The sequence below is a fragment of the Suilimivivens sp. genome (genome assembly GCF_037359455.1).
In the GTDB taxonomy this organism is placed as follows: Bacteria; Bacillota; Clostridia; order Lachnospirales; family Lachnospiraceae; genus Suilimivivens; species Suilimivivens aceti.
Window position 1 is genome coordinate 1 of record NZ_JAXXXI010000025.1, and the last position, 12673, is coordinate 12673.

General features: G+C 44.8%; 11 protein-coding genes, 1 tRNA gene, 1 pseudogene and 1 other annotated feature. All 13 genes and pseudogenes read left to right on the forward strand.

Going from position 1 to position 12673, the window contains the following annotated elements; genetic code table 11:
* A pseudogene (locus tag WJQ40_RS03155) lies at positions 1-340 on the forward strand (hypothetical protein); the annotation flags it as partial.
* 84 nt (positions 341-424) lie between these two features.
* Positions 425-684 (forward strand) — a binding site (T-box leader).
* Between the two features lie 245 nt (positions 685-929).
* A complete protein-coding gene (locus WJQ40_RS03160) occupies positions 930-2927 on the forward strand; it encodes a 2-isopropylmalate synthase (RefSeq protein ID WP_337405987.1) in 1998 nt (665 codons plus the stop codon).
* Between the two features lie 401 nt (positions 2928-3328).
* Positions 3329-3721: a zinc-ribbon domain-containing protein gene (locus WJQ40_RS03165; protein ID WP_262575182.1), complete on the forward strand. Its 393-nt coding sequence runs from the start codon at positions 3329-3331 to the stop codon at positions 3719-3721.
* A gap of 14 nt (positions 3722-3735) precedes the next feature.
* Positions 3736-4575, forward strand: a complete 840-nt coding sequence (locus WJQ40_RS03170) for a DUF5685 family protein (protein WP_118798932.1) — start codon at positions 3736-3738, stop codon at positions 4573-4575.
* The gene (locus tag WJQ40_RS03175) at positions 4572-5318 is read left to right on the forward strand and encodes a DnaJ domain-containing protein (RefSeq protein WP_262575180.1); all 747 of its coding nucleotides are present in this window, start codon (positions 4572-4574) and stop codon (positions 5316-5318) included. Before WJQ40_RS03170 ends, WJQ40_RS03175 begins: the two co-directional genes overlap by 4 nt.
* A gap of 214 nt (positions 5319-5532) precedes the next feature.
* Positions 5533-6231 carry a gamma-glutamyl-gamma-aminobutyrate hydrolase family protein gene (locus WJQ40_RS03180; protein WP_337537865.1) on the forward strand — a complete coding sequence of 233 codons (699 nt, stop codon included), beginning with the start codon at positions 5533-5535 and terminating at the stop codon, positions 6229-6231.
* 88 nt (positions 6232-6319) lie between these two features.
* The gene (locus tag WJQ40_RS03185; protein WP_337405990.1) at positions 6320-7198 is read left to right on the forward strand and encodes a transporter substrate-binding domain-containing protein; all 879 of its coding nucleotides are present in this window, start codon (positions 6320-6322) and stop codon (positions 7196-7198) included.
* A 23-nt stretch (positions 7199-7221) separates the two neighbouring features.
* Positions 7222-7902 carry an amino acid ABC transporter permease gene (locus tag WJQ40_RS03190; RefSeq protein ID WP_118798857.1) on the forward strand — a complete coding sequence of 227 codons (681 nt, stop codon included), beginning with the start codon at positions 7222-7224 and terminating at the stop codon, positions 7900-7902.
* A complete protein-coding gene (locus WJQ40_RS03195; RefSeq protein ID WP_118798858.1) occupies positions 7886-8632 on the forward strand; it encodes an amino acid ABC transporter ATP-binding protein in 747 nt (248 codons plus the stop codon). The genes WJQ40_RS03190 and WJQ40_RS03195 overlap by 17 nt, the downstream gene beginning before the upstream one ends.
* A 17-nt stretch (positions 8633-8649) precedes the next feature.
* Positions 8650-9261 carry a cytidylate kinase-like family protein gene (locus WJQ40_RS03200; RefSeq protein WP_118798859.1) on the forward strand — a complete coding sequence of 204 codons (612 nt, stop codon included), beginning with the start codon at positions 8650-8652 and terminating at the stop codon, positions 9259-9261.
* Between the two features lie 113 nt (positions 9262-9374).
* A tRNA-Arg gene (locus tag WJQ40_RS03205) sits at positions 9375-9448 on the forward strand.
* 291 nt (positions 9449-9739) lie between these two features.
* Positions 9740-11065: a substrate-binding domain-containing protein gene (locus WJQ40_RS03210; protein ID WP_337537866.1), complete on the forward strand. Its 1326-nt coding sequence runs from the start codon at positions 9740-9742 to the stop codon at positions 11063-11065.
* 82 nt (positions 11066-11147) lie between these two features.
* A complete protein-coding gene (locus WJQ40_RS03215) occupies positions 11148-12656 on the forward strand; it encodes a sugar ABC transporter ATP-binding protein (protein ID WP_118798861.1) in 1509 nt (502 codons plus the stop codon).
* Positions 12657-12673: the final 17 nt, after the last annotated feature.

Below are 12673 nucleotides of genomic sequence, written 5' to 3' on the forward strand. Positions count from 1 at the left end.
CTGGGAAGCGATAGCAGTCATGACAGACAATGCAGCAATGCTTCAGAAGAAGGATTTATATAAGACCATAAATGGGGAAGAGGAGGAATACAACATGTGCCAGGCATTGGAAGAATTATTGGAAGAGAGAGAAAGCATGGGAGAAAAAAGAGGCAGAAGAGAGGGCAGAAATGAAGGAAGAAATGAAGGCAATTTAGAAAAGACGAAAATCGTAGTCCGTAACCTTCTGCGAATGGGATTTTCTGTAGATGATATCTGTAAAGCTGCTGAATGTGCTCCTGCACTGGTGAAAGAAATGCAGCAATGCTTCAGAGGAGGTGAGAAGGAATTAAAATATTAAAATAAATCAAGTAATTTGATAAAATCACCACTTGATAAGATCAAGAAACTATGATATTATTTAATCCGTCATCAGAAATGATGATGAAATGCAAAGAAGAGGAATAGTAACCCTACGCTGGAAAGCAGAGAACTGCCGGTTGGTGCGAGACAGTCAGAAGCAGAAGGAGAACTCACCTTGGAGCAGCTGACTGAAGGCCGATGAGTGTGATGCATGGCTGTGTAGGTTCAGACGGGATCCTGCCGTAGAAGAGGGAAGGACATATCCTGATCAGGAACGTGTCTGATGAGAGCATGGAATACCATGAAGTAGAGTGGTACCGCGTAAGATTTTACGTCTCTACAGAAATGCGGAATGCATTCTGTAGAGATTTTTTATGTCATAGGAAATTACTCCGTAATGTTCTAATGACATAAAAAATCCTCCGGGCAGGATCGCACTGCGGCGGAAGGGTAGATGTCGCATGGAGCGACCCGCCGCAGGCGGAGAATCCTGCAAGCAGGATTCTTTTTTATGTCAGACAGGCACAGAAAACGGACTGTGACAGGACGAAAGCAAGCTGAGAGAAAATGGAAGTGAGGAGAAAAATATGAATATTGCAAAGAAATATGGAAAATCTTATTTTATGCCCCCTGTAGTCACCTATGACTGGGTGAAAAAGGATACCATTGATAAGGCACCGATCTGGTGCAGCGTGGATCTGAGAGACGGTAATCAGGCGCTGATCGAGCCCATGAATCTTGAGGAAAAGATTCAGTTTTTCCAGATGCTTGTGGATATTGGCTTTAAGGAGATCGAGGTGGGATTTCCGGCAGCTTCCGATACCGAGTACAGCTTTATGCGGGCGCTGATCGAGCGGAATATGATTCCTGATGATGTAACTGTACAGGTGCTGACACAGGCCAGGGAGCATATTATCAAGAGAACCTTCGAGGCGGTCAAGGGTGCACCCCATGCAGTAGTCCACCTTTACAATTCTACCTCTGTGGCACAGAGAGAGCAGGTATTCCGTAAGAGCAGGGAAGAGGTAAAGCAGCTTGCCGTTGATGGCGCCAAATTGTTAAAGCAGCTTGCTGATGAAACAGACGGAAACTTTACTTTTGAATATAGTCCGGAGAGCTTTCCTGGAACAGAAGTTGATTATGCACTGGAAGTATGCAATGCGGTTCTGGATGTATGGCAGCCAACGGAAGATAATAAGGCGATCATTAATATCCCGACTACTGTGCAGATCGCAATGCCCCATGTGTTTGCCTGCCAGATCGAGTACTTCCATAAGAATCTGAAATATAGAAATGCCGTAACCTTAAGCGTGCATCCCCACAATGACAGGGGCTGCGGCGTCAGTGACGCGGAGCTTGGTGTGCTGGCCGGTGCAGACAGGGTGGAGGGTACTCTGTTTGGCAATGGAGAAAGAACTGGAAATGTGGATATCATTACCCTTGCCATGAACATGGTGTGTCACGGGGTGGATCCGCATCTTGATTTCTCACACCTTGCAAAGATCAGGGAGAACTATGAGCGCCTGACAGGAATGCGTGTTTATGAAAGGGCACCTTATGCAGGAGATCTTGTATTTACTGCATTCTCCGGTTCTCATCAGGATGCGATCTCCAAGGGTATGACATGGTGGAACGAAGGCAGGAGCAATGGCAAATGGGATGTGCCTTATCTGCCGATCGATCCGGAGGATATTGGAAGAGAGTATGAATCTGATGTTATCCGTATTAACAGCCAGTCAGGAAAGGGTGGTATTGCCTACATCCTTAAGCATAATTTTGGTATTGCACTGCCTGATAAGATGAAGGAAGAGGTTGGTTACCTGATGAAGGGAGTTTCAGACAGGAAGCATAGTGAGCTGGCACCGGCAGATATTTACAGGATCTTTGAGGACAGCTATGTGGATCAGAGAGAGATCTTTGATGTTCCTGAGTGTCATTTCAGGCAGACACCGGATGGAATTACTGCTGAAGTGACTATAGAGCAGAATAAAGAAAGAAGAGTCATTGAGACATCAGGTAATGGACGCCTTGACGCAGTCAGCAATGCGATCAAGCTTTACTTTGGCATCAGCTATGAGCTTTCTGTTTATGAGGAAAATGCGATTTCCAGGGGATCCTCCTCCAAGGCAGCAGCCTATGTGGGTATCATGAAGGATGGAAAAATGTACTGGGGCGTTGGTATTGATGAGGATATCATCAAGAGCTCCATCGCCGCACTGGTATCAGCCGGAAATAAGCTGACACAGAGTGAAAATATCTGCGAGGGCAGAGAAGAACGCATTGTGGACATCATGAACTATCTGAAGAACCATTACAAGGATGTGACATTGGATGAGCTCGCAGACAATTTCAATCTTTCCAAGCCTTACCTTTCCAAGTATATTAAGGAAAATGCAGGCATCACCTTCCAGGAGGCAGTAAAGCAGGCCAGGATGAAAAAGGCGCGGGCCATGCTGAAGGAGTCCAATAAGACCGTAGAAAGCATTGCAGCATCTGTAGGGTATGAAAATGTAGAGCATTTCAACAGGCTGTTCAAGAAATCCTATGGCATGACACCGGTACAGTTCCGCAGAGAGAGCCGTTAAGGATCCGGAATAGGAAAATAAGCAGGAAAAATAAGAATTTTGACAGTTGAAAAAACAGTATGGTTCATGTACAATAAAAGAGGCGTAAGTATAGTAGCAGGAAAGGATGATGGGTATGGAATTCTTTTTACTGGCCGGTGGTCTTTTGATTGTGATCATAGCTGTTGTGATAGCTGTAGTGTCTTCTGTTGTTTCTGCAGTTGCGGCAGAGCAGGATGAAGAAGCAGAGCAGTAAGACCTGAGCGTAAATGGATGATAGAAGAGGGCAGGAGAGATTCTGAGCCCTCTTTTTTATACTTTTTTTAGATTCCTTTATATTGCGTTAATTGATTTCCGATATATGAGGGAGTAAAATAAAAACAGTTTTATTGAAAATCTAAAGAGTCGGAAGGGGTAATTCCATGAGAGAAAAAATATATCGTTTTATGATGGGCAGGTACGGAAATGACAGGTTTAACAGATTTTTGACGATTCTTTCCGTGGTCTTTCTGATTCTTTCCATGTTCCGGATTCCTTTTGTTTATATACTGGCACTTGTATGCCTTGGTTATGCCTGGTTTCGGATGATGTCGAAGAATACCTATAAGCGGAGCCTTGAAAACAATAAATATATGCAGTATGAATATAAGATAAAACAGTGGTTTTCTAAGATAAAGTGGAGATTCCAGCAGTCAAAGACGCATCATATTTACAAATGTCCGTCCTGTAAACAGAAGATCAGAGTGCCGCGCGGAAAAGGAAAAATTGAGATACGATGTCCTAAATGCGGACAGACATTTATCAAAAAGAGCTGATCAGGAGAGAAAAGATGTTTGGATATATCATTATTAATAAGGGGGAAATGAAGTTCAGGGAATTTGATGTATATCATTCCTATTATTGCGGCCTGTGTCAGACACTGAAGGATAAATACGGCCTTGCCGGGCAGGCAGCCCTGACCTATGATATGACATTTCTGGTAATGCTTCTGACAAGTCTGTATGAACCGGAGATCATGGAAGAGAAAAGAAGCTGTCTGATCCATCCTTTTGAAAAGCATCTGATCAGGAGAAGCAGCTATACGGAGTACGGGGCAGATATGAATGTCCTGTTTGCAGAGTACAAGTGCCAGGATGACTGGACGGATGACAGAAAGCTGTGGAAGCTGGCTTATGGCAAGCTTCTGAAAGGCGCCTGCAGGAAGGCAGAATCAGATAATCAGGAGAAAATAAGGCGGATTGACAACCTGATGCATAAGCTTTCCATAGAAGAAAAAAAGAACAATCAGAATATAGATGAAATGGCTGGGATCTTTGGTGAGATCATGGGTGAGATCTTTGCAGTCAGGAAAGATGAGTGGGAGGAATCCCTGAGGATCATAGGGACATATCTGGGAAAATATATTTATCTGTTGGATGCTTATGAGGATATAGAGGAAGATTTTCAGAGAAAGCGATATAATCCATTGAAAAAGGCATGTGAGAATCCTGATTTTGATGAGGAGATCAAGACGATCCTGACGATGATGATGGCAACCTGCTCCAGGGAATTTGAAAAACTGCCAATTATAGATAATGTAGAGATTCTGAGGAATATCCTGTATTCCGGTGTATGGTACCGATATGAGGCGGTAAGGGATGCAAGAGAGAAGAGAAAGGCACAGGGATGAGAGATCCGTATCAGGTCCTCGGCGTCAGCAGAAGTGCGACAGAGGAGGAAATAAAAAAAGCATATAAGGCATTAAGCCGCAGGTATCATCCGGATGCCAATATCAATAATCCAAACAAGGATCAGGCGGAGGAGAAATTCAAGGAGATCCAGCAGGCCTATCAGCAGATCATGAAGGAAAGAACCTCAGGGTATGGCTACGGCAGTGCAGGAAGCAGTACCGGCTCCTATGGAGGCTCGTCCTATGGCGGCTATGGGGATTTTGGAGGCTTCGGCGGTTTCGAGGATTTTTTCGGCGGTGCTTTCCAGGGGCGCGGCTACAGCGGCAGCTCTACCGGCTATGAGGAGGATAACTACATCCGGGCAGCCGGAAACTACGTCAGAAATGGCTATTATAAGGAAGCAAGGAATGTACTGGATGGTATGGAAGAGGATAAGAGGAATGCCAGATGGTATTATTACAGCGCACTGGCGCATGCGGGTCTCGGTAATCAGGTATCTGCACTGGAACATGCAAGAAAAGCGTCATCCATGGAGCCGTCTAATGCAGATTACAGAAATCTTGTCAATCAGTTTGAAAATGGCGGCAGCTGGTATCAGCAGAAGCAGTATACCTATGGACAGCCATATTCTGTGGGAAACGGCCTGTGTATGAAACTCTGCATAGCGAATCTGCTCTGTAATCTTTGCTGCGGAGGTGGAGGATTGTGCTGTGGGGGCAATCCCTATGGGAGATTTTATTAAGTTGCAGAGTTGAGGTGCCTGGTAATTCTACGCTGGCATCTGCATCTGCAAAAAACTCTTGAAATCAACAGTTATATATGATAATCTTTTAACAGACAAAGGGGTCTTTGGGTTTTTGCCCCTTTTTCTTTGTATACAGGGATACACCCAAAAGAAAATGGCAGCGCTTTTGGGGAATGAAGACCAAAGGCCTGCAGTAGGAGAGGATATATCAATGAAAAAGGTAATTGGTCTGATACCCTTATATGATGAAGAAAAGGACAGCTGCTGGATGCTCCCGGGCTATATGAAGGTGATAGAGGCCTGTGGTGCCCTGCCGGTCATCCTGCCCCTGACAGTGAATCAGGAAGAACTGTATCAGTGCTTTTCCATGTGTGATGGACTGCTTTTTACCGGAGGACATGATGTGGATCCGGCTCTTTACGGAGAAGAGAAGCTTCCTGAATGCGGACAGTGCTGTCATGAAAGGGATGTGATGGAATCCTATCTGTTTGATAAGGCAGTGAAGGAGGATCTTCCTGTATTCGGGATCTGCCGCGGGATTCAATTTATGAATGCCAGGCTTGGCGGAAGCCTTTATCAGGATCTGGAAACCCAGCATCCATCAGGAACAGAGCATCATATGACACCACCCTATGACAGAGGGATCCATAAGGTGATAGTAGAGGATGGGTCACTTCTGGCTGATATCATCGGTGCAGGAGAACACAGAGTGAACAGCTATCACCATCAGGCAGTGAAGGATCTGGCACCTGTGGCTGAGGCAATGGCATATTCAGAGGATGGTCTTGTGGAGGCACTCCGTTTGCCGGATAAGAAATTTATAGTTGGCGTACAGTGGCATCCGGAATTTGCTTACGAAAAGGATCCGGAGTGTCTGAAGCTGGTGCAGGCCTTTGTGGATGCCTGCTAAGAGTGATCCTGCTGCGGCGAGAAGCCGCTTAAGGATAGATCACATGGGGACGCAAGCCTCATGATTCATAAAAAGGAGGAGAATTATTATGAAGAAGAAAACACTTGCACTTATTATGGCAGCAGCCATGGTAATGGGTCTTACTGCATGTGGCAGCGCAGCTGACACCACAACAGAGACCACAGAAACAACAGAAGCAGCAGAGGAAACAACAGAAGCGGCAGACGATGCAGCTGCAGCAGAGGAAACGGCTGAGACAACAGAGGAAAGCACAGATACAGCTTCTTCTGACAAGGTATGGGTCGTAGCAACAGATACAGCCTTCAAACCCTTTGAGTACACAGATGATAAGGGTGACTTCGTAGGAATTGATATGGATATCCTTGATGCAGTAGCTAAGGATCAGGGCTTCCAGTATGAAGTGCAGGTTCTTGGATGGGATGCTTCTATCGCAGCATGTCAGGCAGGACAGGCAGATGGTATGATCGCCGGTGCTTCTATTACTGATGAACGTAAAGAATCCGGATGGATCTTCTCTGATGGATATTATGATGCAAATCAGAGCATGGCTGTAGCAGCTGGTTCTGATATAAAGGGCTTTGAGGATCTGAATGGCAAGTCTGTTGCAGTTAAGACAGCTTCCATGAGTGCAACCTATGCAGAGAGCCTTGCAGACAAGTATGGCTTTACTGTTACCTACTTTGAGGATTCACCGACCATGTACCAGGCAGTTGTTGGCGGACAGGTTGCAGCATGCTTCGATGATACACCGATCATGGCAAGCAATATCAAGGATACCGGTATTGGTATGGAAATCGTTGATGGTACAGGAAATGATCCTGCAGCATACGGCTTTGCTATTTTCAACAAGGACAATCAGGAGCTGATCGATATGTTCAATGCCGGTCTTGCAAATATCAAGGCAGATGGAACATATGATGAAATTATTGCTAAATATTTAGGTTAATTCAGTTAAAAGGGTGAGACACTATGCTTAAAATTATTACTGTCTACGGGAATATGCTGTTGGTGGCAATGGGGAGAACCCTGCTGCTGGCATTCCTTGGTTTAGCTTTTGCATGTATTCTGGGAATGTTTTTCGGACTTCTCAGTGTAGTGAAAAATAAGGTATGTAATATCATTGCACAGGTTTTTGTATTCGTGATACGTGGTGTGCCGATGATCGTACTGGCATTTTTCATTTATTTTGGTATTCCCTATCTGATCAATACGATCATGGGAGTGGGCGGAGGCTTTACCTTATCTGCTCTGCAGGCAGGAACAGCGTGTCTTGCCCTGAACTGTGGCGCCTATATGGCTGAGATCATCCGTGCCGGTATCCAGTCCGTGGATATCGGCCAGATGGAAGCCGGAAGGAGTCTCGGGCTTCCTTACTGGAAGACTATGAGAAAGATCATTCTTCCCCAGGCGATCCGGACGATGATCCCGAGTATCATCAATCAGTTTATCATTACGGTTAAGGATACCTCTATTTTGTCTGTTATTGGTTTCCCGGAGCTTGTTCTGGCAGCCAAGCAGGTGCAGGCAAATACATTCAAGGCATTTGAAACATGGGCAATCGTAGGTGTTATGTACCTGATCGTTATCACGGCGCTTTCCTATATTGCCAAGCTGGTAGAGAGGAGGATGAACCGTGGGATCAACAGATAAAAAGGTAAAGATCAGCGTTAAAAAGCTGAGAAAGTGCTTTGATGACCTGGAAGTGCTTAAGGATATTTCCACAGAGGTTTATGAAGGAGAGGTAGTTGTCATACTTGGCCCTTCAGGCTCTGGCAAATCTACATTCCTGCGCTGTCTGAATCGTCTGGAGGATGCAACAGCAGGCACGATTATCGTAGATGATGTGGATATTACAGCAAAAAAGGTCAATATGAACAAGGTGCGTGAGAACATCGGCATGGTGTTCCAGCACTTTAACCTGTTCAATAACATGAATGTTCTGGACAATCTGATGCTTGCACCGTTAGAGCTGAAAAAGGCTGACAAAAAGGAGGCTGAAGAGCGTGCCAGGGCAATGCTTAAGAGAGTAGATCTGCTGGAAAAGGCAGATGCTTATCCGTCACAGCTTTCCGGTGGACAGAAGCAGCGTGTGGCAATTGCAAGGGCTCTGTGTATGCAGCCTGATATCATGCTCTTCGATGAGCCGACCTCGGCACTGGATCCGGAAATGGTAGGTGAAGTACTGGCTGTTATGAAGCAGCTTGCAGCTGATGGCATGACGATGATCATTGTTACACATGAGATCGGATTTGCACGAGAGGTTGCTGACAGGGTTATCTTCATGGATGGCGGCTATATTGTCGAAGAAGGAACACCAAAGGAAGTGATCCTGAATCCGAAGGAGCCAAGAACGATCAGCTTCTTAAATAAGGTGCTGTAGGTCACAGGGAGGAAAAGATGGAAAAGTATGCGATTACGATTTCAAGACAGTTTGCATCCATGGGAAGAACTATTGCACAGGAATTGGCAGAGCAGCTTCATATAGAATTCCTGGACAGGGACATCGTAGATGAAACAGCCAAGCGTATGAATGCCACTGTACGGCAGATCAGTAAGGAGGAAGAGGGCATCAGCTCCAAATTTTCCTATCGTATGTACCCGCTTGGACTTGGCGTGCCGGCGGTGAAGGATGAACTGTTCAAGGTACAGCAAAGTATCATCCAGGACTTCGCTAAGAAGGAATCCTGTATTATCGTAGGGAGATGTGGCGGTTACTGTCTGCGGAATGAAGAGCGGTTGCTGAAGGTTTATATTTATGCTCCATATGATGTGCGCCTGAAGAACTGCACCAAGCGCCTTGGCATGACGGAGAAGGAAGCAGTAAAGACAATTTCTGAGGTAGATAAGGCAAGAGAGGTTTATCATAAGAGATATATCCCCGGATTCCAGAATGCAACACTGGACAGCGATATCTGCATTAACAGTGGAGCCTACAGTGCCAAAGAAGTGGCGACATTGATCAGGAAGGCTGCCGAAGCTAAGTTTGGTGTAGAGAGTCTGACTGAGTAGAAAATGTAACATACCGCAGACTGAAAATTTGTCTAAATTGCCTGAAAGCACTTGACAAAAGCCTGGTGATATAATAGAATATCTTTTGTTGTCGGATATGATGACAGATAAATGTGCGTTTAGCTCAGCTGGATAGAGCGTTTGGCTACGGACCAAAAGGTCGGGGGTTCGAATCCTCTAACGCACGTGCTTAAAGAAGGTCGAAATTCCTTGAAAAACAAGGGTTTCGACTTTTTTCGTGCTCAAATTCACCTCAGTTTTATTTGGTGTGATCTGCAAGTTGTTACAAAAGACAAAGATATTAATGAAACAGATAAAGGAAAATCTGTACAGTATATGGATACATATACCCGCATAAGAATACAAAATGCACAAAATTTTAAAGGTTCATATAAAAATTTTCTATGTAAATCTTCCCCTTTCGAAAATATAATAAGGACAGTTAATAACGAACAGACTTCAAAGGAGGAAGTAAATTATGAAAAGAAGTAAATTATTATCCCTGCTTTTAGTAGGAGCACTCTCTGCCTCACTGGTAGCATGCGGTTCTGCATCAGGCAGTACATCGGGCGATACAGCAAACAGTGCATCAACTGAAACCACAGACAGTGCGTCAAGCGAGACCACAGACAGCACTGGTGGTGAAAACAGCAAGAAGCCTCTGGTATGGTTTAACCGTCAGCCCTCTAACAGCTCAACAGGAGAGCTGGATATGACAGCCTTGAATTTTAATGAGAATACATACTATGTTGGATTCGATGCAAATCAGGGAGCTGAGCTTCAGGGACAGATGGTACTTGATTACATCAAGGCCAATGCTGCTACCATCGACCGCAACGGTGATGGAGTGATCGGTTATATCCTTGCAATCGGTGATATCGGACATAACGATTCTATCGCACGTACCCGTGGTGTCCGTTCCGCACTTGGAACCGGTGTTGATGCTTCCGGAGTAATCGATGCTTCTCCTGTAGGAACCAACGCAGACGGTTCTGCAACCGTTGTTCAGGATGCAACACTTGATATCGATGGAAAAACATATACCATCCGTGAGCTTGCATCACAGGAAATGAAGAACTCTGCAGGTGCTACATGGGATGCAGCTACTGCAGGTAATGCGATCGGAACCTGGTCCGCATCCTTTGGTGATGATATTGATGTTGTAGTATCCAATAACGATGGTATGGGAATGTCCATGTTCAATGCCTGGGCAAAGGATAATAAGGTACCGACCTTCGGCTATGATGCAAACAGTGATGCAGTTGCTGCAATCGCAGAAGGATACGGCGGAACCATTTCCCAGCATGCAGATGTACAGGCTTATCTGACACTGAGAGTTCTGAGAAATGCTCTGGACGGAGTAGACGTTAATACCGGTATCGGTACAGCAGATGCAGCAGGCAACGTACTTGAGGAAGGCGTAGATTACAGATACAGTGCAGAAGAAAGATCCTACTATGCATTAAATATTGCGGTAACAGCTGATAACTATCAGGATTTCATGGATTCCACCAAGGTATATGCTAAGGTTGCCAATCAGTTGGATGCTTCTACAAGCCCGGCGAAAAAGGTATGGTTAAATATTTACAATGCTTCTGATAACTTCTTAAGCTCAACCTACCAGCCGCTGCTTCAGAACTATGATGATCTGATGAACTTAACTGTTGATTACATTGGTGGTGATGGCCAGACAGAATCTAATATTACCAACCGTCTTGGCAATCCCGGAGAATACGATGCGTTCGCAATCAATATGGTTAAAACAGACAATGCAACATCTTATACATCTCTCCTTCAGCAGTAAGATGACAGAGATTTCTTGTTAGCAAAAGGTCTGAGGGTGTCGGGGCCTCCTGGCACCCTCTTTTTCTAAAAGGAGTAAGGATATGGCAGAAGATAAGAAGGATATCATCTTGTCGATCCGCGGCATGAGTAAATCATTCGGAAGAAATAAGGTTTTAAAGCATATTGACCTGGATGTGAAGAAGGGCTCGATAATGGGTCTTATGGGTGAGAATGGTGCCGGTAAGTCGACGATGATGAAATGTCTTTTTGGTACGTATCAGAAAGACGAGGGCACAATAATTCTGGATGGAAAAGAAATAAACTTCACCGGACCCAAGGATGCTTTGGAAAACGGTGTGGCAATGGTTCATCAGGAATTGAACCAGTGCCTGGAAAGAAATGTGATCGATAATCTGTTCCTTGGCCGCTACCCAAAGAATTCCTTAGGGGTAGTAGATGAAGGGAGAATGAAAAAAGAGGCTTCCGATTTATTCCGTAATCTTGGGATCACGGTAAATCTTTCGCAGCCAATGAAAAAAATGTCTGTTTCAAAGAGACAGATGTGCGAAATTGCAAAGGCAATTTCCTATAACTCCAAGGTAATTGTTCTGGATGAGCCAACCTCCTCCCTTACCGCGCCGGAGGTTGAAAAGTTATTTAAGATGATGAGACAGCTTCGGGAACAGGGAATCTCGCTGATTTATATTTCTCATAAGATGGATGAGGTTTTTGAGATTTGTGATCAGATTTCTGTTCTTCGTGACGGTGCACTGGTAATGACCAAGAACTGTAAGGATACCAATATGAATGAATTGATTTCCGCTATGGTTGGACGGTCACTGGATAACCGTTTCCCACCGGTAGATAATACACCGGGTGAGGTGGTTTTAAAGGTAGAGCATTTATCTACCAAATATGCACCTAAGCTTCAGGATATAAGCTTTGATGTGAAAAAGGGAGAAATATTTGGTCTGTATGGTCTGGTCGGTGCAGGACGTACAGAGCTTCTTGAAACTATATTTGGTATTCGTACAAGAGCAGCAGGACGTGTTTATTATAATGACAAGCTGATGAATTTCAGCTCCTCCAAGGATGCGATGGAGCATGGATTTGCACTGATCACAGAGGAACGTAAGGCAGACGGACTGTTCACAAAGATGGATATTACCTTTAATACCACTATCGCCAATATGAAGCAGTATAAGTCCGGGATCGCCTTGTCACATGATGAAATGGTCAGGGCAACTGCAGATGAAATCCGTATCATGCGTACGAAATGTATGGGACCGGAGGATATGATCGCAAATCTGTCCGGCGGAAATCAGCAGAAAGCGATATTTGGCAGATGGCTGGAACGTTCGCCAAACATTTTTATGATGGATGATCCTACAAGAGGCATCGATGTCGGTGCCAAGTATGAGATATATGAACTGATTATCGGCATGGCAAAGAAGGGGAAAACCATTATCGTGGTTTCTTCGGAAATGCCGGAAATTCTCGGAATCACGAACCGGATCGGTGTAATGTCTAACGGACATCTGGCCGGGATCGTAAATACCAGGGAAACCAATCAGGAAGAACTTCTTAGACTTAGTGCAAAGTATTTGTAGAAAGGAGTACAGGAGCT

Excerpts from the sequence above, each read along its gene's own strand:
- WJQ40_RS03210 (WP_337537866.1), top strand. The coding sequence starts at position 9,740 with ATGAAAAGAAGTAAATTATTATCCCTGCTTTTAGTAGGAGCACTCTCT.
- WJQ40_RS03185 (WP_337405990.1), top strand. The coding sequence starts at position 6,320 with ATGAAGAAGAAAACACTTGCACTTATTATGGCAGCAGCCATGGTAATG.
- WJQ40_RS03160 (WP_337405987.1), top strand. The coding sequence starts at position 930 with ATGAATATTGCAAAGAAATATGGAAAATCTTATTTTATGCCCCCTGTA.
- WJQ40_RS03170 (WP_118798932.1), top strand. The coding sequence starts at position 3,736 with ATGTTTGGATATATCATTATTAATAAGGGGGAAATGAAGTTCAGGGAA.
- WJQ40_RS03165 (WP_262575182.1), top strand. The coding sequence starts at position 3,329 with ATGAGAGAAAAAATATATCGTTTTATGATGGGCAGGTACGGAAATGAC.
- WJQ40_RS03180 (WP_337537865.1), top strand. The coding sequence starts at position 5,533 with ATGAAAAAGGTAATTGGTCTGATACCCTTATATGATGAAGAAAAGGAC.
- WJQ40_RS03175 (WP_262575180.1), top strand. The coding sequence starts at position 4,572 with ATGAGAGATCCGTATCAGGTCCTCGGCGTCAGCAGAAGTGCGACAGAG.
- WJQ40_RS03215 (WP_118798861.1), top strand. The coding sequence starts at position 11,148 with ATGGCAGAAGATAAGAAGGATATCATCTTGTCGATCCGCGGCATGAGT.
- WJQ40_RS03200 (WP_118798859.1), top strand. The coding sequence starts at position 8,650 with ATGGAAAAGTATGCGATTACGATTTCAAGACAGTTTGCATCCATGGGA.
- WJQ40_RS03190 (WP_118798857.1), top strand. The coding sequence starts at position 7,222 with ATGCTTAAAATTATTACTGTCTACGGGAATATGCTGTTGGTGGCAATG.